Origin of the sequence: Kribbella qitaiheensis, from assembly GCF_014217565.1 — a bacterium.
GTDB lineage: Bacteria > Actinomycetota > Actinomycetes > Propionibacteriales > Kribbellaceae > Kribbella > Kribbella qitaiheensis_A.
The window spans coordinates 6,341,198-6,364,559 of record NZ_CP043661.1 but is presented as its reverse complement, the minus strand read 5'-3'; the positions used below and the strand labels follow the sequence as shown (position 1 = coordinate 6,364,559).

At 67.2% G+C, this 23,362-nt stretch carries 24 protein-coding genes and 1 pseudogene; 9 read left to right on the top strand and 16 right to left on the bottom strand.

The window, feature by feature from the left end:
* Positions 1-36: 36 nt before the first annotated feature.
* From F1D05_RS30390 to F1D05_RS30380, 3 genes are all read right to left on the bottom strand, one after another.
* Positions 37-1,029: a sigma-70 family RNA polymerase sigma factor gene (locus tag F1D05_RS30390; protein ID WP_185443828.1), complete on the bottom strand. Its 993-nt coding sequence runs from the start codon at positions 1,027-1,029 to the stop codon at positions 37-39.
* Between the two features lie 21 nt (positions 1,030-1,050).
* Positions 1,051-1,206 carry a hypothetical protein gene (locus F1D05_RS41190; protein WP_246486094.1) on the bottom strand — a complete coding sequence of 52 codons (156 nt, stop codon included), beginning with the start codon at positions 1,204-1,206 and terminating at the stop codon, positions 1,051-1,053.
* Positions 1,207-1,343: 137 nt separating this feature from the next.
* Positions 1,344-1,988, bottom strand: a complete 645-nt coding sequence (locus F1D05_RS30380; protein ID WP_185443827.1) for a TetR/AcrR family transcriptional regulator C-terminal domain-containing protein — start codon at positions 1,986-1,988, stop codon at positions 1,344-1,346.
* A gap of 88 nt (positions 1,989-2,076) precedes the next feature.
* Here F1D05_RS30380 and F1D05_RS30375 point away from each other — a divergent pair, with 88 nt between their 5' ends.
* Complete coding sequence (locus tag F1D05_RS30375; protein WP_185443826.1) at positions 2,077-3,567, top strand: FAD-dependent monooxygenase; 1,491 nt, start codon at positions 2,077-2,079, stop codon at positions 3,565-3,567.
* On the opposite strand, the gene F1D05_RS30370 is transcribed toward F1D05_RS30375, so the two are convergent.
* Positions 3,541-4,080 (bottom strand): helix-turn-helix domain-containing protein, encoded by a 540-nt coding sequence (locus F1D05_RS30370; protein WP_206685890.1) that lies wholly within the window; start codon positions 4,078-4,080, stop codon positions 3,541-3,543. The two genes, F1D05_RS30375 and F1D05_RS30370, sit on opposite strands and share 27 nt — an antisense overlap.
* Before the next feature lie 58 nt (positions 4,081-4,138).
* Between F1D05_RS30370 and F1D05_RS42295 the strand changes: the two are divergent.
* The 3 genes and pseudogenes from F1D05_RS42295 to F1D05_RS30360 all read left to right on the top strand — a co-directional run.
* Positions 4,139-4,741 (top strand): annotated as a pseudogene (locus tag F1D05_RS42295) (aminotransferase class I/II-fold pyridoxal phosphate-dependent enzyme); the annotation flags it as partial.
* 115 nt (positions 4,742-4,856) lie between these two features.
* Positions 4,857-5,300 carry an aminotransferase class I/II-fold pyridoxal phosphate-dependent enzyme gene (locus tag F1D05_RS42290; protein WP_281388793.1) on the top strand — a complete coding sequence of 148 codons (444 nt, stop codon included), beginning with the start codon at positions 4,857-4,859 and terminating at the stop codon, positions 5,298-5,300.
* Between the two features lie 90 nt (positions 5,301-5,390).
* Positions 5,391-6,617 (top strand): SGNH/GDSL hydrolase family protein, encoded by a 1,227-nt coding sequence (locus F1D05_RS30360; protein ID WP_185443824.1) that lies wholly within the window; start codon positions 5,391-5,393, stop codon positions 6,615-6,617.
* Between the two features lie 47 nt (positions 6,618-6,664).
* On the opposite strand, the gene F1D05_RS30355 is transcribed toward F1D05_RS30360, so the two are convergent.
* From F1D05_RS30355 to F1D05_RS30345, 3 genes are all read right to left on the bottom strand, one after another.
* Positions 6,665-7,567, bottom strand: a complete 903-nt coding sequence (locus F1D05_RS30355; protein WP_185443823.1) for a LysR family transcriptional regulator — start codon at positions 7,565-7,567, stop codon at positions 6,665-6,667.
* A 197-nt stretch (positions 7,568-7,764) separates the two neighbouring features.
* Positions 7,765-8,469, bottom strand: coding sequence for an alpha/beta fold hydrolase (locus F1D05_RS30350; RefSeq protein ID WP_185443822.1), 705 nt, complete (start codon positions 8,467-8,469; stop codon positions 7,765-7,767).
* A gap of 116 nt (positions 8,470-8,585) precedes the next feature.
* Positions 8,586-9,977, bottom strand: a complete 1,392-nt coding sequence (locus F1D05_RS30345; RefSeq protein ID WP_185443821.1) for a serine/threonine-protein kinase — start codon at positions 9,975-9,977, stop codon at positions 8,586-8,588.
* Positions 9,978-10,133: 156 nt separating this feature from the next.
* Between F1D05_RS30345 and F1D05_RS30340 the strand changes: the two genes are divergently transcribed.
* Positions 10,134-10,817, top strand: coding sequence for a GAF and ANTAR domain-containing protein (locus F1D05_RS30340; protein ID WP_185443820.1), 684 nt, complete (start codon positions 10,134-10,136; stop codon positions 10,815-10,817).
* Between the two features lie 52 nt (positions 10,818-10,869).
* Positions 10,870-12,372, top strand: coding sequence for an FAD-dependent oxidoreductase (locus tag F1D05_RS30335; protein ID WP_185443819.1), 1,503 nt, complete (start codon positions 10,870-10,872; stop codon positions 12,370-12,372).
* Between the two features lie 78 nt (positions 12,373-12,450).
* Here F1D05_RS30335 and F1D05_RS30330 read toward each other — a convergent pair whose 3' ends face one another.
* From F1D05_RS30330 to F1D05_RS30320, 3 genes are all read right to left on the bottom strand, one after another.
* Positions 12,451-12,615 carry a hypothetical protein gene (locus F1D05_RS30330; protein ID WP_185443818.1) on the bottom strand — a complete coding sequence of 55 codons (165 nt, stop codon included), beginning with the start codon at positions 12,613-12,615 and terminating at the stop codon, positions 12,451-12,453.
* A 70-nt stretch (positions 12,616-12,685) separates the two neighbouring features.
* A complete protein-coding gene (locus tag F1D05_RS30325; protein ID WP_185443817.1) occupies positions 12,686-13,291 on the bottom strand; it encodes a flavodoxin family protein in 606 nt (201 codons plus the stop codon).
* Between the two features lie 98 nt (positions 13,292-13,389).
* Positions 13,390-13,734 carry a hypothetical protein gene (locus tag F1D05_RS30320; protein WP_185443816.1) on the bottom strand — a complete coding sequence of 115 codons (345 nt, stop codon included), beginning with the start codon at positions 13,732-13,734 and terminating at the stop codon, positions 13,390-13,392.
* Positions 13,735-14,041: 307 nt separating this feature from the next.
* On the opposite strand from F1D05_RS30320, the gene F1D05_RS30315 reads away from it, so the two are divergent.
* Positions 14,042-15,595: a phytoene desaturase family protein gene (locus tag F1D05_RS30315; protein ID WP_185443815.1), complete on the top strand. Its 1,554-nt coding sequence runs from the start codon at positions 14,042-14,044 to the stop codon at positions 15,593-15,595.
* Here F1D05_RS30315 and F1D05_RS30310 read toward each other — a convergent pair.
* Together F1D05_RS30310 and F1D05_RS30305 are read right to left on the bottom strand one after the other, a co-directional pair.
* On the bottom strand, positions 15,592-16,536 hold the full coding sequence (locus F1D05_RS30310; protein ID WP_185443814.1) for an SDR family NAD(P)-dependent oxidoreductase: 945 nt from the start codon (positions 16,534-16,536) through the stop codon (positions 15,592-15,594). The two genes, F1D05_RS30315 and F1D05_RS30310, sit on opposite strands and share 4 nt — an antisense overlap.
* Complete coding sequence (locus F1D05_RS30305; protein WP_185443813.1) at positions 16,533-17,705, bottom strand: zinc-dependent alcohol dehydrogenase; 1,173 nt, start codon at positions 17,703-17,705, stop codon at positions 16,533-16,535. Before F1D05_RS30305 ends, F1D05_RS30310 begins: the two co-directional genes overlap by 4 nt.
* Before the next feature lie 151 nt (positions 17,706-17,856).
* On the opposite strand from F1D05_RS30305, the gene F1D05_RS30300 reads away from it, so the two are divergent.
* Positions 17,857-19,965 (top strand): catalase, encoded by a 2,109-nt coding sequence (locus tag F1D05_RS30300; RefSeq protein WP_185443812.1) that lies wholly within the window; start codon positions 17,857-17,859, stop codon positions 19,963-19,965.
* Positions 19,966-20,022: 57 nt separating this feature from the next.
* On the opposite strand, the gene F1D05_RS30295 is transcribed toward F1D05_RS30300, so the two are convergent.
* Complete coding sequence (locus F1D05_RS30295) at positions 20,023-20,394, bottom strand: hypothetical protein (RefSeq protein WP_185443811.1); 372 nt, start codon at positions 20,392-20,394, stop codon at positions 20,023-20,025.
* Between the two features lie 304 nt (positions 20,395-20,698).
* Between F1D05_RS30295 and F1D05_RS30290 the strand changes: the two genes are divergently transcribed.
* A complete protein-coding gene (locus tag F1D05_RS30290; protein ID WP_185443810.1) occupies positions 20,699-21,655 on the top strand; it encodes a cyclase family protein in 957 nt (318 codons plus the stop codon).
* Between the two features lie 18 nt (positions 21,656-21,673).
* On the opposite strand, the gene F1D05_RS30285 is transcribed toward F1D05_RS30290, so the two are convergent.
* From F1D05_RS30285 to F1D05_RS30275, 3 genes are all read right to left on the bottom strand, one after another.
* On the bottom strand, positions 21,674-22,597 hold the full coding sequence (locus F1D05_RS30285; RefSeq protein ID WP_185443809.1) for a phosphotransferase family protein: 924 nt from the start codon (positions 22,595-22,597) through the stop codon (positions 21,674-21,676).
* An 85-nt stretch (positions 22,598-22,682) separates the two neighbouring features.
* Positions 22,683-22,880 carry a hypothetical protein gene (locus tag F1D05_RS30280; RefSeq protein ID WP_206685887.1) on the bottom strand — a complete coding sequence of 66 codons (198 nt, stop codon included), beginning with the start codon at positions 22,878-22,880 and terminating at the stop codon, positions 22,683-22,685.
* Positions 22,881-22,902: 22 nt separating this feature from the next.
* Positions 22,903-23,346, bottom strand: coding sequence for an N-acetyltransferase (locus F1D05_RS30275; RefSeq protein WP_185443808.1), 444 nt, complete (start codon positions 23,344-23,346; stop codon positions 22,903-22,905).
* Between the last annotated feature and the right edge of the window lie 16 nt (positions 23,347-23,362).

Below are 23,362 nucleotides of genomic sequence, written 5' to 3'. Positions count from 1 at the left end.
GAAACTCATCGCGCCGACGGAAAAAGATGCTGAGGGCTACGGACCGTCTCCGCCGCGGACCTGTCCCTGGGCGTCGAGTCCGGCCGCCAGACCGAAGGATGCGAAGACCTCGGGATCCTGGAAGACCGAGTTCCGGCTGATGCCCTCGGCGGTGACGGTGAAGACCTGGAGCGTGTGCAACTCGTACCCGTCACCGACGCGCCGATAGGCGGCGAACCCGGGCTGGCCGTTGGCAGCGACCGCCTTCAGGCACCAGTCCGTTCCAGCCTTCTCGAAGACCCATTCCATGAACAGGCCGTAGTTGCCGCGGCCAACGAACCAGTTGAGCACCGGCGGCATCTCCATCAGCACGTCCTCGGTGAGCAGCCGCTTGAGCCCCTCGACGTCGGCCAGCTCGAACGCCTTCATGTAGCGATCGACCCAGGCGCGCTGCTCGGCGGTGGAGGGCTCACTGAGGCCTTCCTGACGGACCTCGACTTCCTTCACCCGGGTCCGCGCCCGTTGCAGGGAGCTGTTCACCGACACGGCGGTGGTGCCGAGGATTTCCGCTGCCTCGGATGCGGAGAAGCTGAGCACGTCACGCAGTACCAGCGCACCGCGCTGACGTGCCGACAGGTGCTGCAGAGCGGCGACGAACGCCAAGCGCAGGCTGCTGCGGTCGACCACGGCCCTCGCCGGATCGCCCGCGTCCAGCAACGAGTCCGGCAAGGGCTGGAGCCAGGCTGCGCTCTCTCCCTGGACGAGTGGCCCGAGCGGGTCCGCCGCGGACACCAGACCCGATGGCAGCGGTCGGCGGCCGCTCCCCTTCAAGGCGGTCAGGCAGGCGTTGGTCGCGATCCGGTAGAGCCAGGTACGCAGTGAGCTGCGAGTTTCGTCGTACTGCGCCCGCGCCCGCCACGCCCTCAGGTACGTGTCCTGGACCAAGTCCTCGGCGTCGTGAGCGGAGCCGAGCATCCGATAGCAGTACGCCAGCAACTCAGTCCGGAACGGCTCGACCAGACGATCGAAGCCTTCTTCCCCTACCGACACGCCGTGCCCCTTCTCTGAATGTCACTTCGCCTTGACAGTACGACGGTGGAGGTGGATCGCCGAGCTCAGGAAGAAGACGCCGCCCAGCGTCGCGTATCCGGCGACGTTGGTGAGCGAAGCGTTCGACCCGCCGGCCTGCAGGATGAAGGTAGTTGCCTGCGAGGGTCGAGATCCCACCGCTGAGAATCATCGCCCACTGTCCACCGAACCGGTAACGCAGGATCGCAACGATCAACTGGACGACGCCCGCGGTGATCGCCCAGACACCCCAAACCCGCAGAACGCTGGACCCCGAACAGCTGCCTGCGGTCCGGTCAGTTGTCGAGGTAGCGGGCTCGGAGGCCGGCCAGTATCACCTGGAGGCCATCTTCGAAGCCGGTTTCGGTTTGGGCGTCGAGGAGGTCGGCGGCGGCCTGGGCGGCGAGGGGGAAACGTTGCTCATCGACGCCTTGGGCCGGGTCGTCGGTCTGGTACGGGTTCTGGTCGAGGTAGGCAGCGCCGTCGCGGGCCTGTTCCTCGATGGTGAAGCCGATCACGTAGTGGAGGAGGACCGGGAAGCCGCGGGCCGCGTCGCGTACCGAGAATCCGGCGTCGACCATGGTGGCCAGGGTCAGTTCGATGGATCTGGGAAGTTCCGATTCGGCGATGTAGCTGCCGGCGAACACCCGGGCGCCGTCGCGGTAGGTCAGCATCATCCGGCGCATGGCGCGGACCCGGTCGCCGATCCAGTCAGCCCAGTCGGTGTTCTTCCTCGGCGCTTCCAGCCCGTCGTTGAGCTCGTGGAACATGATCGCCGCCATCGCGTCGAGGAGTTCCTGCTTGTTCTTCAGATGCCAGTACAGCGCCGCCGCCTGGACGCCGAGCTCTTTGGCGAGCAAGCGCATGGTCAGTCCGTCGAGGCCGACCTCGTTGAGCAGGCCGAGGGCGGTCCTGGCGATCAGCCGGCTGTTGAGCTTCATCTTGCTTCCTTCGTCACCCACACTTGACAGCTTAACACTGTTCTGTTCATCCTTAACAACGTTCACTGAACAACGTTAAGGAGCAATGATGGAGTCCACGACCGTCCTGATCGCCGGCGCCGGCCCGACCGGCCTGATGCTGGCCTGCGAGCTTCGCCTGGCGGGCATCGACGTCCAGGTAATCGACCGTCTCGACGATCGCGGCGACGAATCGCGGGCCGGCGGCATGCACCCGCGCACGCTCGAGGTTCTCGATCAGCGCGGCCTGCTCGCGCCGTTCCTGACCCAGGGTCGCCCGATCCAGGCCGGGCACTTCGCCGGGATCCGGCTGAACTTCAGCAAGTTCGACACGCGGTACCCGTACACGCTGGCGCTGCTCCAATCGAGGGTCGAGCGACTGCTCGAGGCGCACCTCGTCGAGTTGGGCGGCCAGGTCCGATGGTCGTCCGAGATCACCGGCATCGACCAGGACGACGAAGGCATCACTGTGCGGCTCAACGGCTCGGGGCAGCTCCGGGCCGACTACCTGGTCGGCTGCGACGGCGGCCGGAGCACGGTGCGCAGACTCGCCGACATCGGCTTCTCCGGTACGCCGGCAACGATGACAGCGCTGCTCGCCGACGTCGAACTGGCCGATCCGCCGGACCGGCCCTATCTTCTGGAGCGCACCGAACTGGGCGACTTCGCGGTGCTCGACTTCGAACCAGGCTGGTACCGGGTCATGGTTCAGCAGTACGACCGGGTTCTGGATCGACAGGCGAAGGTCAGCTTCGACGACGTACGGTCGGCCATGGTCCGCGTTGCCGGGACGGACTTCGGCATGCACAGCCCACGCTGGGTCTCTCACTTCGGCGACGCCGCCCGACTCGCCGACCGGTACCGGAGCGGCCGCGCTCTGCTCGCCGGGGACGCCGCGCACATCCACTTCCCGTCCGGCGGGCAGGGGATGAACACCGGAATCCAGGATGCGGTCAACCTCGGCTGGAAACTGGCTCTCGTCGTCACCGGCAGCGCCCCGCAAGCCCTCTTGGACAGCTACGAAACAGAGCGCCGCCCGGTGGCCGATCGGGTCCTGCGAAACACCCGTGCGCAAGTCCTCCTCAGCCGTCCAGGTCCGAACGTCGACGCTCTGCGCGAGACCTTCGCCGCGCTCCTCCAGGCCGATGGTGCCAACGAGACGCTCGGCACGATGATCTCCGCCCTCGATCTCAAGTACCCGATCGGCGACGAACACCCGCTCCTCGGTCGTCGCGTCCCCGACCTCGATCTGAAGACCATCGACGGCACCGTCCGCCTCTACGAGCTTCTGCACCCGGGCCGGCCCATCCTGCTCGACTTCGGCGCCGGTCTCGGTTCAGGCCTCGAAGGCTGGACCGATCGTGTCGACCACATCGAAGCCATCCGGCCCACCGATCGCTGGGCCATCCCCGCCGTCGGCGATATTCAGGCCTCCATGGCACTGCTCATTCGCCCCGACGGCCACGTGGCCTGGCTCCCCGAAGCCACTACCGAGCTGCACACCGCCCTGACCACCTGGTTCGGCCCGTCGCGGTTAGGAGTCGTAAATCATCAGCAATAGAGCTTGGTTGTCGTCAGCCAGGCCTTCGTAGACGTGCGGTTGCGCGGCTTGGTGGTGGACCGAGTCGCCGGCGGCGAGGTCGACCGGGGCGTCCGCCGGGCCTGCCTTCACTCGACCGCGAGTGACCACCAGGCATTCCTGAACGCCTGGCAGGTGCGCCTCCGACAGTTGCTGCGTCTGGTCGAGGGCGAGTTCGTAGACCTCCACGCTGCCGCGGACGTTCAGCCTGTGCAGGAGGCGGGCATGGACCGAGTCTCCGTCGACCCTGGGACCTTCTGCGGCACGGACCACTGTCACCGGTTGAGGCTCGTCCTCCAGCAGAGCACCTAGCGGGACCTCCAACGCGGCGGCCAGTGCCCACAACGTGCTCAAGGTCGGGTTGCCCTCCCCCAACTCCAGCGCATGCAGGGTCGTCTTTCCGATCCCCGCGGCGGCGGCGAGATCCGTTAACGACAACTGCCGCGATCGGCGGTGCTGGCGCAGGTTGCTCCCGACTGTTCTGGAGATCGTCACGGGTGTCACTATAGCGGTACATTCGTTCCGTTTACCGAACTCGACTGGAGAGCCACCCATGTCTGTCTCACGACTCCACCACATCCCCGGTATCGGAGTGGACAAGATCGGCGATGCCGCGGACGCCGCCCACGATCCCCGGTTCCTGCGGCTGGAGAACCTGGATACCGATCTCGCGCCGCCGGACATAGCGCGGCGAGTGACGCTGGCGGCGGTGGAGCGCGACGACGCCAACAGTTATCTGCCGTTCCAGGGACACCTGTCTCTCCGGCAAGCGGCCGCGGAGCACGTCGGCGCACTGTCCGGCCGGCAGTACGACCCGCACAGCCAATGCGTCAGCGTCGCCGGCGGACTGAACGGAATCCTCAACGTGCTGCTGGCGACCGTGGAGCCGGGACAGGAAGTTGTCATCTGCGATCCGATCTACGCCGGGCTGGTCAATCGCATCCGGCTGGTCGGCGGCGTCCCGCGGCATGTGCGCTGCACGCCCACCGACCGGGGATGGGTCACCGATCCTGGCGAACTGGCCGCGGCGATCGGGCCGAACACGGCCGCTGTGCTGCTGATGGGCCCCGCGATGCCGACGGGCGCAGTACTGGGTGGGGAGCACTTCGACGCGATCGCGGACGCCGTGGAACGGTACGGCGTCTGGGTGATCTACGACGCGGCGATGGAGCGGATCCGGTTCGACGGGAAGCCGGTCGCGCATCCGGCCGCCCATCCCGGCCCTGGAGGCCCGGACGATCACCGTCGGGTCGGCATCGAAGGAACTGCGGATGATCGGCTGGCGGGTCGGCTGGGTGGTCGGGCCGGAAGCGGTGATGAGCGATGTCGGCCTCGTTGGAATGACCAACGTCGTCTGCCAGGTCGGCATCGCGCAGGAGGCCGTCGCAGCCGCCTTGAGCGACCCGGGCGCCGCCAAGGATGTCGCCGCTGCCACCAGGATCTGGCAGGACCGATGTGACCACATCCTGGCGGCTCTGGACGGCTATCCCTGTATCCGCCCGGACGGCGGCTGGTCGCTGCTGATCGACACCGTCAGCATGGGCTTCACGCCGGCCGAAGCATCCCAGCGCCTGTTCGACCGCGCTCAGGTCGCAGCCACCCCGATGAACGGCTGGGGACCTACCGGCGAGCGCTATCTCCGCCTCGTCTTCGCCAACGAACCCCTCGACCGCCTCGGCGACCTGAACAGCCGGTTCGACGCCGCCTTCTCCTGACGGCGCCGAGCGCGGCCGTTTATCAAAACTAGTTGCACTGCAACTAGTAGCTATGCAACTATAGGTCCATATTCACACGAGAGGACCAAAATGCGCATCCCCGCCCTGACGGCAGCCCTTGCCGCCCTTGCGATGACCACCACGCCGATCTTCGCGAGTCCGGCCGAAGCCCATCCACGAGACACTCCCTGGTCCGCTGCCTGGGCGTCCGCGATGCAACGTCCCACTCCCGGCACCGGGAACTGGAGCCTGGCCGGCTTCGATCACCAGACGATCCGTCAGACGATCCGGGTCAGTGCCGGCGGTCGAAGCCTGCGGGTCCGGCTGTCGAACCGGTACGGCACCAAGCCACTGCACATCGCGGGCATGACGCTGGCCAGAGTCGGCAGCCAAAGTCGAAGCACAGTGACCTTCGGCGGCTCCCGCCGTACCACCATCGCCCCCGGCCGGACGGCGACGTCCGACGCCGCGACGATCCCGACCGAGTCCGGCGAGCAACTCACCGTCTCCTTGTACGTCGATGGCGCCACCGGGCCCGCGACGTTCCACGAAGACGGCCTCACCAACACCCACGCGATCTCCGGAGACCATCTGTACGACGATGCGGTCGGGGCCGAGGGCAACCACTCCGTGTACTACCTCACCGGCGTGGACGTGACCGGCCCGGCGGGCACCGTCGTGACGTACGGCGACTCGATCACCAATGGGCACAACTCAACGATCGGCGCCGACCGCCGGTACTCCGATGACCTGGCCCGACGGCTCAGGAAGTCCCGCCTCGCGGTTGCCAACGTCGGCATCACCGGGAACCTCCTACTCAGCGAGTTGCCCTGCTTCGGCGAAGTCGGCGTGACCAGGTTCGAGCGGGACGCGCTGGGACAGCCAGGTGTCCGCGCGGTCATTGTCGAGGAAGGCGAGAACGACATCTGGGACAGCGAGGGCAACTTCGGTTGCGGCGTCACCCCGAGGATCACCGCCGCGCAACTCATCGCCGGCTACCGCGGCCTGATCGCGGCCGCGCACACCCGTGGCGTGCGGATCGTCGGAGCCACCATCACGCCGTTCAAGGCCGACTACCTGGACCCGGCCGACTTCGCGCGGGCGGAGGCGATCCGCGCTCAGGTCAATCACTGGATCCGTACCTCGGATCAGTACGACGCAGTGGCCGATTTCGCTCACGCCGTCGGAGATCCAACTGACCAGCAGCGACTCAACCCGGCTTACGACTCGGGCGACCACCTGCATCCGAACGACGCCGGCTACGCAGCACTGGCCGCGATTGCCTCCGAAGCACTCTCCAGCCACAACCACCGGTAGCGACTTCCAGCACCACTTCTACAAGGCGAAGGTCCAGGAATTGCTCTCTAGGCGCTGGAGAGCGCGTCCACGATGTCGACGAAGGCGTCGCGGGCTGGGTCTTCGACGTCTCTCAGTCCGGCCAGCGCGCAGGAAGAGGGTGGCAGGTCACGCAGCGGGATGGCGACGACGTCGGGGTGCTGGAAGTGCTCCGCGAACGGTGCGACCGTCGGGTGCACGAGACGGCCTCGCGCCAGGAGGTAGAGCAGCTCGGCGTTGTCATCGACCGCCGCGTCGACGAACCGGATCTGCCGGCCGGACGGCGTCCTGGCCGGGCAGGTCGCCTCGGCCGCCTCCGCAGTGAGTCCATAGGGCCGCCTGACGTCGTGATCCGCGAGGTCCTCGACGGACAGATCGGCGCGGCCGGCGAGCGGATGGGTCCGGCCGACCATCACGACGCGCTGGTCCGCAGCGCTCAGCACCGGACCGACGACGATGTCGGGCTGGTCGAGCGGAAGCCGCGTCACGACCAGATCGACCTCGCGACGGCGCAAGGGACCGAGGCGATCGTCGAAGGGCGTCGTGCTCAGCTGCACACTGGCCCCGGCGTACGCGGCCTCGAACCGCTCAATGGCGCGGCTCAGGACGTCCACGCCCGAGGCGGCGTTCAGCAGCCCCACGCGCACGACGCCCGGCCCGGCGCCCCGAAACGTGGCAGTCCGCAGCACTCGCTCGAGGGCCGCCACCGCGGGGACGAGCTCGGCGTGCAGCGCGCGCCCGGCCACAGTCAACTCGACAACACGGCTGGTGCGGCGGAACAGCTGTTGACCGCCCAGCTTCCGCTCAAGAGCGCGCACGGTCTGGCTGACGCGCGAGGTCGTGAGACCAAGGCGTCCAGCTGTGCGCCCGAAGTGCAACTCCTCGGCGAGCACCAGGAACACGCGCAACTCACGCAACTCAACATCCGGCATCGTGAAGCGATGCTACGCGTCGCATCCAGCAAACCGGCCTTGATAGCACCCCCCGCTCACCCTGCGAGGGTCGGGGCATGGGCCAGGTCCTTGCCGTTCCCAGCGGCAGCGTGGCGCACATCTACCGGCCACAACACACCTGAGGAGCGGCGGCACCCTGGGCACTAGACGGCAGCGAGGCGCTGGCCTGATCTTCGTTAGCCGGACTGGGCCGCGGCATCGGCCCATTGGCTGGTGGTCTCGACGATGATCGCCGCCAGCGCAAGAGGTGCATCGCGCGCCACCAGGTGGCCGGCGTCGGGAATGGAGGTCACGCGTACCCGCGGGTTCGCGGCGAGCAGCCGCGACGCATCGCGATCGGTGACGGGTGAATCTGTCCCACCCCGGACGAGTACGACGGGCACGTCTGTCGCGGCGACGACGGCTCGCAGTTCCGGCCCGCGGCCGAGGAGATCGTCGATGAGGGCGTGGCGACCCGCGCCGAGCCCTTGTCGGTCGAGCCAACTCCGGGTGCCCGCGGGGTCAGGGTCAGGGACGACGTCGACGAGTACAAGGCCGCTCATCTTGTCCGCCGTCGATGGGTCGGCGAGGGCGGCCACGGCCGCCAGGCCTCCGAGCGACGCGCCGACAACCGCCACAGGCCCTTCCAGGCTGGCGATCATGGCTCTGACGTCGCCGGCCAACTCGAGAAGGGTGCCGGGCGGGCCGCCGGTCTCGCCGTGGCCCCGCTGGTCGAAGGCCACCGGGCGGAGGCCGTGGTGGCGCAGCACCGACGCCACAGGATCCCAGACCTGGCGCCGCTCACCACCGGCGTGAAGCAACAGGACTGTGGGCCCGCGACCTGTCCCGGTACCCCGGAGTACGACGTCGTCCCGGTCAATGGCGAATTCGACGTCGGTCATCGCTCGGGCTCCTTACCTTGGCTTCTCAAGGTAAGCGTAGGAGCATGGCTCGACCCACTCGTCCGGGATGGTGCGGATAGCCCAGGTCGGGTCACCCTCCTCGTCGAGGGGCGCGCCTAGTCCTTGGATATCTTCGTACTGAGGTTCTGGGTGTCTGGGGTGGGTGTGGCTGCCGGCGGCGTGCTCGTCGGAGGATCGGCTGGCGGCGTAGTCGATTGAGAAGCGGTCGGCGTAGGGGTGGCTCGAGTCGGAGCACTGGATCTGGTGGTGCTCGCGGTGGGCCCGCTCGGCGACGTCGTACTCGGGGACCGAGGGCCTGTCGACGGATCGCCAGGTGACGGGGTCTGCGGTGTACCTGAAGCTTGTTGAGCGGCATCTTGCGAGCTTTGTGGCGATGGGGTCTGGTTCGTGCCGTCGGTCCGGGTAGGACCGGTTGTGGGTACGGTGGTCGACTTGGCACCCGGCGTACCGGAAATGACACCCGGTTTGGGACCTACGTCAGTCGTCGCCGGCAGTCGCGGCCCATCGTTGAAGATCAGGACTCCAGCCAGCAACGTCGCCGCGACGACAGCGATCGCAGCGGCCACCAATACGTTCCGCCGATCCTGCCGAGGCTGCACTGGACTGGGCGGGACGGCGGCATCATCGACGCTCAGAACCTCCGGAGCAACAGCCGCGGTCGGCTGATCGCTGGCCTCGTCGAGCGGCAGCGCGCGCAGAGCACCGGCTGCGACCTCGGCGGCGGTTGGCCTGCCCGCAGGGTCTTTGGCGAGCATACGGAGCAGCACCGTCTCGAACGCGCCGGCGAGTTCGGGGCGGATCGCGCTCGGTGGCACCGGCTCGGTGTCGACGTGCTGGTACAGGACCGCCGTCGGATGCTCACCCGTGAACGGCGGCTGACCGGTGACCAGTTCGTAGAGCACGCAGCCCAACGCGTAGACGTCCGACTCCTTGTCGCCCCGCCCACCCCGCGCCCGTTCCGGGGCCAGATAGCGGACGCTGCCGATGATCTGACCGACTGCCGTCAGGGTGGTCGAGCCATCACCCGGAACGTGGGCGATCCCGAAGTCCGCGACCTTCACGGTGCCGTCCGACGTCAGCAACAGGTTGCCAGGTTTGATATCGCGATGGACGACGTCTTCATGATGCGCCGCGGCGAGGCCGGCGGCACTCTGTTCGACGATGTCTATCGCACGATCCCTCGGCAACGGCCCGTGCTCGGCAAGCTCGGCGGCAACCGTGTGGCCCTCGACCAGTTCCATCACCAGGAAGAACTGGTCGCCATAATTGCCGAAATCGTAAACGGCGACGAGGTGGGGGTCGCTCAGCATGGCAGCGGCGCGGGCCTCGCGACGGAATCGCTCGGCTGAGATGGAATCGCCGTCGGAGGGCAGCATCAACTTGACCGCGACCGCACGCCCCAGTTGTTCGTCCGTGGCACGGAAGACCTCTCCCATCCCGCCGCGCCCCAAGGAGTGACCTACCGCGTACCGCTCAGCTAAAAGCACTTTGGCACCTGTACCCCGAGGCTCCCAGCCTAATCCTGAGCACTCCGCCTGTGTCGTCCTCGGTTCGCGGGCCGTTGAGGTGATCGATCGCGCTGCAACCGATGATTCGGATCACTGTGGTCGGTTGTCACCACCCGGGTTGGGTACCGGGCGCCGATGGGCGACGAACGATTGATCGAGACCGCACGACGTTTGTCGCTGGCGCTCTCAGCCGGCGATCTGGACCAGACGCTGAACAAGATCACCGCGGCCGCGGTCGAAGTGCTCCCTGGCGTCGAGTACGCCAGCATCACCGTTCTGCACGCCGACGGCAGCCTCGAGACCGCGGCGCCGACCGATGACCTGATCGTTGACCTGGACGCGACGCAGTACCGGCTCAAGGAAGGCCCCTGCTACGACGCGGCGACCGACACGGTCCACGTCACCGCGCCCAACCTTGCCGCTGACGAGCGCTTCCCGGCGTACGCCGCCGCCGCGGTGGCGGCCGGCATCCGGGCCCAGGCCGGCATCCGCCTGTTCGACGCTCCCAAATCGCAGGGCGCACTCAACCTGTACTCCCGCAACGTCGGAGCCTTCGCGGATTTCGAGGTACTGAGCCGGCTCTTCGCCCATCAGGCCGCGACCGTGATCGAGTACGCCAAAGAGATCCAGAGCCTGCAGGAAGCGATGCACACCCGCACCACCATCGGCCAGGCGGTCGGCATCCTGATGGAGCGGTACAAACTCAACGACCAGCGCGCCTTCGCCTTCCTCGCCCGCCTCTCGCAGCACCGCAACGTCAAACTCCGCCGGATTGCCGAAGAGATCAACAACACGGTCGAGCCACAAAGCGGTGCATAGCCCCGTACTTTCCCACTACCGTGACCGCATTCCGCTGGGTACCGGCGACGTTATGACGACCCACGGTTCGGTATGGCTCGCGACCGCGCGCATGTCGCGGTACGACGTACTCGCTACGGACCAGCAAGCCGACGTGCTCGTGGTGGGCGGCGGCGTGATCGGCCTGACCACCGCCCTCCAGCTCCAATTGGAGGGGGCCGATGTCGTCCTGGTCGAGGCCGGCCGGATCGGCGCCAGAACGAGTGGGAATACCACCGGCAAGGTGACCTCCCAACATGGCGCGATCTACGCCGGATTGCTGGACCGGCATGGAATCGACACCGCCAGGCAGTACGCGACGGCGAACCAGGCCGCGGTCGAGGAGGTCGCCGAACTGGTCGGTCGATTCGGCATCGACTGTGAGCTGGTCCGATCGCCGGCCTTCGTCTACTCGACAGAGTCCGCGGACCTGAGCCGGGAAGCCGAAGTCGCGGCGCAGCTCGGTCTTCCGGCGCACAACGTCGATCCGACGGAACTAGGCCTACCTCTGACCGCCACCGAGGTCGTCCGCTTCGACAATCAGGTGCAACTGCATCCCAGCCGCTACCTGGGCGGGCTGGCGGCCGCCTTCAGTCGCGCGGGCGGTCGAATCTTCGAGCGAACCCGCGTGACGGAGCTGAACACTGAAGGCGACCGGGTCGAAGCGAGGACCGAGCCCGGATCAACGGTTCGGGCCAACCACGCCATCGTGGCGACTCTTCTGCCGATCGGGCTGCTGGGCGGGTACTTCGCTCGCACCAGACCGAACCAGTCGCACGGAATCGCTGTCCGGCTTCCGGTGCAGGCACCGAGCGGAATGGCGATCTCGGTGGACGATCCGGTCCGGTCGACCAGGCCATGGCCAGGTGGGGGTCCGAACGGGCTGATCGTGGTCGGCGGCGATCACGAAACCGGCGATCAGGACGACACGGACGCCGTTTACCGGGGCTTGATCGACTGGGTCAGCTCCCTGTGGAACACCCAGGCGCAGGCCGAGTATCGGTGGTCAGCGCAGGACTACAGCACGCCGGACCAGCTGCCGTACGTCGGGAAGGCTCCTGGCTCGTCGATCTTGATTGCCACCGGCATGCACAAGTGGGGACTGACGAACGGGATGGTTGCCGCCGGCATCCTCCGCGATCTGGTCCTGGGCCGGGAGAACCCGTGGAGCAGCGCGTACGACGCAGGCCGGATCGGCGGCGCGCGTGCGGTGGCGGAACTGGTCAAGGACAATCTCAAGGTGGGCAAGGAGTTCGCGGGCGGTCACCTGCGCCGCCTCCTCGACTCGGGGCTCGATCACGTCGAGGTCGGCCAAGGTGGCCTTTACGATGCGGACGGGCATACGGTCGGCGCCTACCGCGATCCCGATGGCCGGCTGCACACCGTCGTACCGGTCTGTACTCACCTTGGTTGCCCATTGCGCTGGAACCAAGGCGACGCCACCTGGGACTGCAACTGCCACGGGTCTCGCTTCGCCCCCGACGGCTCAGTTCTGGACGGCCCCGCGGTGAGCCCGCTCAAGACCCCTGATCACTGAACCCCGGGCGGCGGTGCCGCCCGGGTAGCACGTGCGTCGTCGCTGCCGACCTGCTGCGAACCGGGTCGCCGGCGACGATCAATCCCGTGGCAATTGCTCGTTCGGATCCTCGTCGGGGTCAGCCGGGATCGGGTCGACCAGATCGGGGTTCTCGTCGGGGTCGACCAAGTCCGGGTTCTCTGGGTCACTGCCCGGACCGGTCGGCACGATGGGGGGAACGGGGGGAATCGGGTTCGTGCTCATCGCAGTACCTCCAGAAGTTCTTCGGATACTGCCGGTACCCAGATCCAGGCGTCGGGAACCTGGGCGGGTATCAGCTGGGCGGGGCCGGGATCGGGTTCGCGGCCAAAGCCTTCGCTGCGGCGACCAGGTTGGCGGCCATGGCCCGGCCGGTCTTGGCCGACCAGTCGTGGCCCTCGTCGGTTTCGGCGTAGCTCGGGCCGGGACCGGGTCCCTTGTTCCAATAGGTCCAGGCCTGGCCCGGAATCGTATAGCCGATGTCGCCCAGCCCGCCGCTGATCTCGGAGATGACGTGATGCGCACCGTCCTCGTTGCCCGTCACGATCACCCCGGCCACCTTGTTGTAGGCGACCGGCCGCTCGTCGTCATCGGTCTCGCTGAGCATCGCGTCCATCCGCTCCAGCATCCGCTGCGCGATCGACGACGGACGCCCGACCCAGGTCGGCGTCGCCACCACCAGAATGTCGCTGGCCAGCAGCCGCTGATGAACCTCCGGCCACTCGTCGCCGTCGCCCTCGTCGCTGCTGACGCCGGGCTTGATATCCAGATCCGCCAGCCGCACGCGGGCGATCTCGACGCCCTCCTTCTTCAGCGCGTCGACCACCACATCCGCCAGTTCGTCCGTGTTCGAATCACCCGGCGACGGCTTCAACGTGCAGTTCAGCACCAGCGCTCGCATCCCAGCTCCTCAGTTGTCGACAGGGCCGACCGGTTCCCGCGCGTCCGGCTTCCAATCACCGGAAGCTCGCGCCGATACTCCAACCACCTGTCGACGGTTCACAGGCCGGCAGCGGCGAGAGCTTCGACGACATCGGGGTGCTTGGCGGTCACCTGGAGGCCGCAGCGGGCCGACCAGCACCGTCTCTCGGCGAGGTCCAACAGGTGTATCAGCGCTTGGCGATCGTCCAACCGATCGACCAGATCGAGATCCAGGACGATCGCCCGGACCCTCAGCTCGCCGGTTTCCAGCAGCATTTCGCGAGCCGTCGCCGCGGCGTCGGCGTCCAACGGCCCGGTCACCACCACCCGCACGTAACCGTCTGCGACCTCAACCCGAACCTGTTCTGCGAACGAGGGCGCCACCACAACAAAGCGACGGGATTCGACACCAACCCTGGTCATCCGGACCTCCTGCGGTCACGCGACGGCCGAGACCCGCCTACTGCCAGACAAGTCACCCCTTGGTGCCCACTTTCGCTCTCCTTCAATCCGATCGGCGATCATGCCCGGCATTCGGTCACCGAATCGTCGTCATCACTTTGCCGCCGATCAGCGCTTGGGGTGCTGCTTGCTTGATTCGGGTGGTCAGCCAGGCGGGGCCGGACCCGGCGAGGGTCGGGATCGCACTCCCGATCGAGGCGACGGTTGAGCAGATCGGGGCCGGGTACCGGCTGGACCAACAGTTCCTGAGCTACCGAAGGCAGAGCCAGTGAGTGATGCAGTGGTCGTCGGTGCCGGGCCCAATGGGCTGGTCGCGGCGAACCTCTTGGTCGACGCCGGCTGGGATGTGGTTCTTCTCGAGGCGAACGACGCGATCGGTGGCGCTGTCCGCAGTTCGACCGACGTTGATGCCGACTTCGTGCATGACACGTTCAGTTCGTTCTACCCACTCGCCGCGGTGTCTCCCACCATCAAGGCATTGCACCTCGACGAGTACGGCCTGGAATGGTCCAACGCACCTTCCCCGGTCGGCAACCCTTTGCGTACCGGCGGGTGGGCGCTCGTTCATCCCGATCCGGCCGACACCGCGGCCGCCCTTGACGCCCAAACTCCGGGAGACGGCCAAGCCTGGCTCGACCTGTACTCCGACTGGGAGCGCGTCGGTCCGGCGATCACCCAAGCCCTGCTCACCCCGTTTCCGCCTGTCCGCGCGGGGATCGACCTGGTCCGGCACCTCCTGGGTCCGAGAGGACTGAAGCGGCTGCAACTCCTCATCAGTCCGGTTGGCTCAGCCACCGACAAGAGATTCGCCGGCGAGGCCGCGAAGTTGCTCCTGGCCACCAACTCTCAGCACGCGGATATCGCTCCGACCTCCTGGGGCTCGGGTTTTATGGGCTGGTTGCTGGTCATGATCGCGCAGCAGTACGGCTATCCCGTTCCCCGTGGCGGGGCCGGCCGGCTGTCGCAGGCCATGGCCGACCGTTTCACTTCGCGGGGTGGCTCGATCGTCTGCCAGGCACGAGTCGATCAGATCGTGGTTCGCGGCGGCCGGGCGGTCGCAGTACGGACTGTCGACGGCACGGAGTATCCGGTCGGCCGTGCTGTGCTTGCGGATGTCTCGGCTCCCGCGCTCTACAGCGAGCTCATCCGTCAGCAGGATCTCCCTTCCCACGTGCGGCAACGGCTTCGGCTCTTCAAGTGGGATCCCGGTACCGTCAAAGTCGATTGGGCACTCAGCTCGTCGATACCCTGGCGGGACGCCCCCGCTCTTGCCCCGGGCACCGCCCATATCGCCGATTCTGTCCAGGACCTGCGCCGATGGTCCGCCCAACTCGCCGCCGACTGGATTCCGGACCGGCCGTTTCTGTTGATGGGGCAGATGACGACGGCAGATCCGAGCCGCTCTCCAGCGGGCACCGAGTCGGCCTGGGCCTATACCCACGTACCGCATGCCACCCGAGGGGATGCCGGCGGCCGGCTCACAGGTGAGTGGGACACCGCCGAGGCCGAGGCGTTTGCCGAGCGAATGGAAGCACGGGTCGAGGAGTACGCCCCTGGCTTCACGGACCGGATCATCGGCCGCCGGATCCTCAGCCCCGGAGAACTCGAGCGGCGCAACGCGAATCTGGTCGGCGGAGCCGTCAACGGCGGAACCGCGGGCCTGAGGCAAGAACTCTTCCTCCGGCCGATGCCGGGCTTCGGACGGGCCGAGACCGCCATCAAGTCGCTGTACCTCGCGTCAGCATCGGCCCACCCGGGGGGCGGAGTACATGGCGCGTGTGGTTCCAACGCGGCTCGCGCCGCCCTCTTCCACGCCCGCTAGCGGCGAATCGCCTTCCTGCCAACGGTCACCGCCGCGGCGGCCAGCGCCGCTCCGGTCAATGGTCGCAGCCAATGTCGGCCCCAGCGCCCGTACTCCCCATCCCCCACCGGCAGGGGCACCATCACGTTGCCCGGATGCGCGCCGATCTCATCGCGCGACAGTGCTCCTGCCTTCATCAGCGGAGTCACCAGCATGTCGAAGACGGCCGGCAGACGGCGAAACCCGAACCGGGTGAGTTTGTTTGCCACGCCGACAGATGCTGACCGCTTCGGTCGGTCGGCCAGGCGCAGGATTCGCCGTGCGACTTTCTCTGGTGGGTCTACCGGAGGCGGCGGACGGCCGATCCGGCCGGCATAGTTCGCCGCCTGCGAGTAGGCAGGTGTGTTCACCGACCCCGGCCAGACGAGCGAGACCTCGATTCCCGGGTCGGATCTGACTTCGATCTGCCAGCAGCGGGTCAGTCCGTGGATCGCCCACTTGCTGGTGACATAGGAGCTCAGGTACGGCGTCGCGATCGTGCCGAGCAGGGATCCGACCACGATCAGCGTGCCGCCGTTTCGGCGACGGAAGGCGCGCAACGCCGATCGGCCGACGTTGGCCGTGCCTTGGACGTTGACCGTCACCACCTGATTGAAGATGCCGGCCGGAACGTCCTCGAACCGGCCGTACGCGAGGACTGCCGCGGCATGGACGACGACATCGATGCTGCCGAATCGTCGCTCCGCAGCCGCCATCAACTCGTCGACCTGATCGGCATCCGCCACATCCGTCGGGACGACCAGAACCTCGCCGCCGTCACCGACGCAGAGCTTCTCAGCGACAGCGAGGCTGTCGATCGAGCGGGCCGCAAGCACCAGCCGAGCGCCCTGCCTGGCAAAGGCTCTGGCGGTCGCGAGCCCGATGCCGCTCGAGGCGCCGGTGACGACGACAGCCCCCGTCACGGCGTCAACAGCACCTTCACCGCACCGTCCTGCTTCTTCTGGAACATCTCGTACGCCGCCGGCCCTTCGCTCAGCGGCAGTCGATGCGTTGCGAATCCATCGACACCCAGCGGGTCGTCATCGGTCAACAGCGGCAGGATGTCATCCACCCAGCGCCGGACGTTGCCCTGTCCCATCCTGAGCTGGAGCTGCTTGTCGAACATCGTCATCATCGGCAACGGGTCGGCCGCACCGCCGTACACGCCGCTCAAGGAGACGGTCCCGCCACGCCTGGCGAGTTCGATCGCCAGGTAGAGCGCCGCGAGACGATCGACCCCGATCGTCTGCATCATCTTCTCCGCCAGAGCGTCCGGCATCAGACCGACCAGTTTGTGCGCGGCCTGCGCCTTCGGCGACCCGTGCGCCTCCATTCCGACGGCATCGATGACGGAGTCCGCGCCACGGCCGTCGGTGAGCTGACGCACCTGCTCAGCCACGTCGCCGGAGTACTCGAGCACCTCCACGCCGCGTTCCTGGGCACGCTTCAAGCGCTCAGGCACCAGATCGATCCCGATCACTCGATGCCCGCGGTGCAGCCCGATCCTGGCCGCCATGTCCCCGATGGGCCCGAGACCGATGACAGCCAGGGTCCCACCGTCCGGCACACCGGCGTACTCGACTGCCTGCCAGGCGGTCGGCAGGACATCGGAGAGGAAGACGAAGCGATCGTCAGCTGGACCCGCAGGAACGATGATCGGCCCGTACTGCGCCTGCGGCACCCGCAGGTACTCCGCCTGGCCGCCCGGCACCTGTCCGTACAACCTGGTGTATCCGAACAGGGCTGCGCCCATGCCCTCCTCGCGGACCTGAGTGGTCTCACACTGAGACTGCAGACCCCGGTCGCACATGAAGCAATGGCCGCACGCGATTCCGAACGGAATGACGACCCGGTCCCCCGCCTTCAGATTCGTCACCGCGGAGCCTGTCTCGATCACGACCCCCATCGGCTCGTGCCCAAGCACATCGCCCGGCTCCAGATAGGGCGCCATCACCTCGTAGAGGTGCAGGTCGGACCCACAGATACCGGTCGACGTCACCTCGATGATGGCGTCGGTCGGCTCCTGGATCACCGGATCCGGCACCTCTGAATACTCGATCTTCCTTTTACCCTGCCAAGTCAGTGCCTTCATGTGGCCGCCGGTACCCGCGCCGGCGAGCGTGAATCGGCAACGGTCGCCCGCCGCGTACCAAGTTGTGCACGAGCGAGAACAGGTATGGCGCTTTCCCCGATGTGTGATGCCGGGGTACCGGCGATCGACAACACCACTCTGGAGGAGGGTCATGCCCCCGAAACGCAAGACTTCCGGCACTTCTCGCGGGTTCACGACGGAGCCGATCGCTCCTGCGCAGCGGCCCGACGACCGTCCGGTCGAGGCGGCGAAGGGCCGGCTGCAGACCAGCGCTCTGCTCACCACTGCCCAGGGGGTGCGTCTTCCGGACACGGATCACTCGCTGAAGGCCGGTCCTCGCGGCCCCAGCCTGATGGACGACTTCCATCTGCGCGAGAAGATCACCCATTTCGACCACGAACGGATCCCCGAGCGGGTGGTCCATGCCCGCGGAGCGGCTGCCCACGGCACCTTCACCGCCTACGGCAACGCCGCGTCCGCGACGAAGGCCGGGTTCCTGCAACGCGGTCGGGAAACCCCGGTCTTCGTCCGGTTCTCGACCGTACTCGGTTCTCGTGGCTCGGCGGACACCGTTCGAGACGTGCGGGGGTTCGCGGTCAAGTTCTACACCGACGAAGGCAATTTCGACCTTGTCGGCAACAACATGCCCGTCTTCTTCATCCAGGACGGCATCAAGTTCCCCGACGTCATCCACGCCGCGAAACCACACCCGGACCGGGAGATTCCGCAGGCACAGAGCGCTCACGACACGTTCTGGGATTTCGTCTCGCTGCACACCGAGGCGACCCACCACGTGATGTGGGCGATGTCCGACCGTGGGATCCCGCGCTCCTTCCGGACCATGGAGGGTTTCGGGGTCCATACGTTCCGCCTCGTCAGCGCCGACGGCGAGACGTGTCTGGTCAAGTTCCATTGGAAGCCCATCGCCGGCGTCCACTCGCTCGTCTGGGAGGAAGCTCAGATCGCCGCCGGCGTCGACCCGGATTTCCACCGCCGCGATCTGGCCGACGGCATCGATGCCGGTGCACCGTTCGAGTACGAACTCGGTCTGCAGATCATGCCCGACTCGGTCGACCAGACCTTCGAAGGCCTCGACCTGCTCGACCCGACGAAGATCGTTCCGGAGGAGCTGTGCGAGGTCCAGCTCGTCGGCAAACTGACCCTTGACCGGAATCCGACGAACTACTTCGCCGAAACCGAGCAGGTCGCCTTCCACACCGGGAACCTGGTACCGGGTATCGAGGTGACCGACGATCCGCTGATGCAGGCCCGCCTGTTCTCCTACCTGGACACCCAACTCACCCGGCTCGGCGGCCCGAACTTCACCCAGTTGCCGATCAACTGCCCGCACGCGGCAGTCAACGACAACCTGCGTGATGGCATGCACCAGACCGCGGTGCCCCACGGCGTGGCTCCGTACTTGCCGAACAGTCTCGGCCAGGAAGGGGAACCCGTACCCGCCGAGGCGAGCGAAGGCGCCTTCGTTCACGTACCTCGCGAGGTCAGTGGCCCGAAGGTGCGCGAGAGCCCGGCATCCTTCTCCGACCACTTCTCCCAAGCCACCCTGTTCTGGGCCAGCATGACCGAGGTCGAGCGCAGCCACATCATCGAGGCCTTCACCTTCGAGCTCGGTAAGTGCTTCGAACAGCCGATCCGCGAGCGAATGCTCGGCGTACTGGCCAACGTCGACACCGACCTCTGCAGCGCAGTCGCGAAAGGTCTCGGACTCGCGGCCCCGGGCGGAGCACCGACGGCGGCTGCCGTCACCTCTCCTGCCCTGTCCCAGATCATCACGGTGCCTGGACCGATCGCGGGACGGGTCATCGGCGTCGTCGCCGCTGACGGCGCCGATCTGGCCGGCATCAACAAGCTTCGCCGCGCGGTCGAAGCGCAAGGCGCTGTACTCCGGTTGCTCGCTCCTGCCGGCGGCACCATCAAGACGGCGCGCTCCACGCAAACCGTCGAGCGGACTCTCCTGACCAGCCGCTCCATCGAGTACGACGCTTTGGTGGTCGCGGCAGGCAACCCCGACCTCAAGAACATCAAACTGACCGTCCTACTCGGCGAACTCTTCCGGCACTGCAAGGTCATCGGTGCCTGGGGCAACGGGGACCAGGTCCTCACAGCGGCCGGCATCGACACGACCGCGCCCGGCATTCTTCTCGCCGAGTCGATGGCCAAGCCCTACACCACCGAACTGTTCGCAGCCATCGGCTGTCACCGCGTCTGGGAGCGCGCAGAACTGGGGATGGCCGAGTAGACGCAGGTGGTAGGAACCACTGACGATCGCTGCGAGTACCGAGAGACTAGGGACCACTCAGGGAAGGCCGGGTGTCCGGCGCGGGTCGGCGGGCCGCGGGTCGTCCGGGGTCGCTCTCGCGCGGCGCTTGGCAAGAATGACGCCGCCCACGACCACCACCGGGATCAGTAGTCCGAATCCGAGCCAGCCGATGCCCGACCAGTCGTCGCGGTCTCCGTCTGCCGATCCGCTCGGCTCCGGGTTCGGCGTCGCCGCAGATCCGACGCCAGGACTCACGGGTGGGCTGTCGGTCGCGGAGATGGCGGGAGCGACCTCGAGCACCCCGGCAACCGACGGCGACCACAGCACCACTACGCCCCAGATCGCGGCGAAAACAATGATGCCGCCGGCAAGCAGTCCCGTGACCGTGCGGCGTGAGAGGTTCGTCATTGGCGTTCGGTACCCGATCGCCGGCGCGCAGAACCTCTGCATAAGTTTCGCTGTTCTCCTCCGTCCGTTGGGGTACCGCGGTCCACAAACCATCTGCGCTCCGTAGAGCTGGGAACAAGTCCTGACGGCTCGGCTACAGGGTCGCGCGTGCCGGGCCGATGAGGCGGCGTTGCCGAGACTGCCTGACATGCGCACGTACCCTGCTGTTCGCGTTCCCGCTGATCGCCAACAAGGAGAGGAATGAGGACGGAACCGGTCGCTGCGTAAGTGCTGTTGAGCCGCGAGACGAGGAGTTGATGCTGGGATGACGGCAGGGCGATCGCTACCCACACAGGACGAAGTGCTCAGGTACTTCGACACGCTGTCGAACTGGGGACGGTGGGGCGACGACGACGAGCGCGGCACTCTGAACCACATCACCGACGACGTCCGGCTGGCGGCGGCACGGGCCGTGCGCCACGGCAGGAGCGTGTCGTGCGCCTGGGAGGTCGCCGTACCGGAAGAAATGGAGCGCTCGACAACGACGTGCCCGTGCGCCGCCGACATGCCGGGTGCCGAGAACATGCCGGTGGCCGCCTTCCGCAACGACCGCCGCTGGGGCTTCTCGAACGAGCGACTCGGCATCATGTTCCACGGCAACACGATCACCCACATCGACTCGCCGTGCCACATCTTCTGGGACGGCACGATGTACAACGGGCGGTCGCACTCGCTGGTCGACGCCGCAACGGGATCGGCCTGGGCGGCTGTCACGGCAGCGGCGAACGGCATCGTCACGCGTGGCGTCCTGCTCGACATCGCGAGGGCCCGCCACGTGCCGTGGCTCGAACCGGGCCAGGGTGTGTTCCCCGAAGATCTCGAAGAGGCCGAGCGGTGCCAAGGTGTGCAGGTGCGGCCCGGCGACGCGGTACTCCTGCGGACCGGCTACGGCCGCGCCCGGCACGAGGCCGGCGATGCCGGCGGTTTCACGCAGGCCGGCTGGCACGCGTCCTGCCTGCCGTGGCTACATGAACGGCAGGTCGCGCTGATCGCCGCCGACACCCCCCAAGACGTCCAGCCGTCAGGCTACGAAGACATATTGATGCCGGTCCACGCCGTAAGCCTCGTCGCGATGGGCCTATGGCTACTCGACAACTGCGACCTCGAGGCCTGCGCAACAACAGCTGCCGAGCTCAACCAGTGGGACTTCCACCTAGCCGTCGCCCCAGTCCGCTTCGCCGGCACCTCCGGCAGCCCAGTCAACCCGATCGCCACATTCTGACCAGACCGCCAGTACCTGTCACACGAGCAGCGTCTCGAGTTCCGGAAGTCGGCCGAACAGGTCGGGGAGGCCGCGTACGCCGTTGCGCACGGACTCGTGCGACAGCGCGAGGTCAGGGCCGGTGCTCGCCTCGACACCGGCGAGGCAGCGGAGAATGTTCCACCTCGTGTGCCCCAGCCAGCCGCCGATCATGAACACGAACCAGCTTGGACCCGACGGTGGCAGCACTCCGCCTGCTGCGACGTAGCCGTCGAGGACCGAGCGGAAGATGGTGGGCTCGATGTTGTCGAAGCCAGGTCCCTTCGCGAGACTCAGCGCGGTCGAGCCGAGCTCACCGGACAGGTCGAGCCTCCCCGAGAGCTCCCAGTCGAGCACCACCGGCCGGCCGTCTCGAGCGAGCAGGTTCCACGGTTGGATGTCCTTGTGGGTCAGCACGACGGGGCCCGGCCGTTGGCAGCTGTCGACGAAGTGGGCAATCGCGAGGAACATCTCGACGCGGGAGGCGAGTTCGTCGGCCCACGGCTGTCCGGTCGCCGCCGCCCGCTCGGCAAGCTCGGGCCAGTCCCGTGAGGCCGGGTCCTCGATCGACCCGTGGGTCCACTCGACGTCGAGCGCGTGGATGCGCGCGAGGATCTCACCGACCTCGAACGCGTACGCCGCCGACACCGGCGCTTCCGGCACCTTCTCCCCCTCGACCCATCGGTGGACAAGCGTTTGGTGGTCGGCCGAGATCGGCTCTGGCATCGGTATGCCGGCAGCGAAGGCCGCCCGCTCGAACCTGAACACGTCCTCGACGCGGTAGGTCCAGCGGCGGTCGACGAGGTTCAACTCCTTCACCGCGAACGACCCCTGGTCGGTGTCGAGCCGGTACATCCGGTTGGCGAACCCACCGTGGACGCGGATCACCGGCCCGATCGGCGCGCCGAGCTGCGAAAGGTTCATCCACACAATCTAGGGCTCGCAGTTCATCGCTGCACCGGAATTACCATCCCCGGCGGCCTGTCGTCGTGTTCGCGCAGCATCCGCATTACCAGTGAGTGATGAGTGGCCTGTCCGGTTCGTGCTGCCGCCAGGCTTCGATGAGGCGGGCGAGGCGGGTGGGGGCGGCGATGCCGCGCACGGTCGCGATCCTGCCGTCGGCGACGTCGAACGTCACGGCGCCGACGACCTGGTCGCCGACCACGAAGAGGATGGCGGGGGCGCCGTTGACGAGCGCGTAGTACATGGCGGGAGTGGGTCAACTCGCCTCACCGATGCCGCAGCGTGCCTAGCGGCCAGGTGCTGATCCAGTCCACGACGGTTCGGTGCAGAACCTCGTCCAACTCGGCCCGATCGGCTCGCACCCAGGTGTTGAGACGAGCGTCGTACTCCGCTTCCTTGGCCGGGTAGATGTACACACACCCGATGACCGTGCTCGTCCCCGGCTCCAGCACCGTGTAGGTGAAGCCGCGGCGAGCCGCGAAATCGGCGGCATGGCGGTCGAGGTCGGCCAGGTTCTTCTCCAGCGACAACCCCTCCACCGGCGGCCAGTTGCCCATCTCGGCGGTCGCCCGGATGTATTCGATGCTGCCACTCCAGGCCGCGTGATCGGAGACGTTGTGCTGCGGGCCGAGCGGCTCGAGCCGGAACCCCGGTCCGGCAAACTCGATCGGCGCAACGAAGTCGTCCGGGACGAAAACACGTTCACTCATGACCAAGACCTTAGGC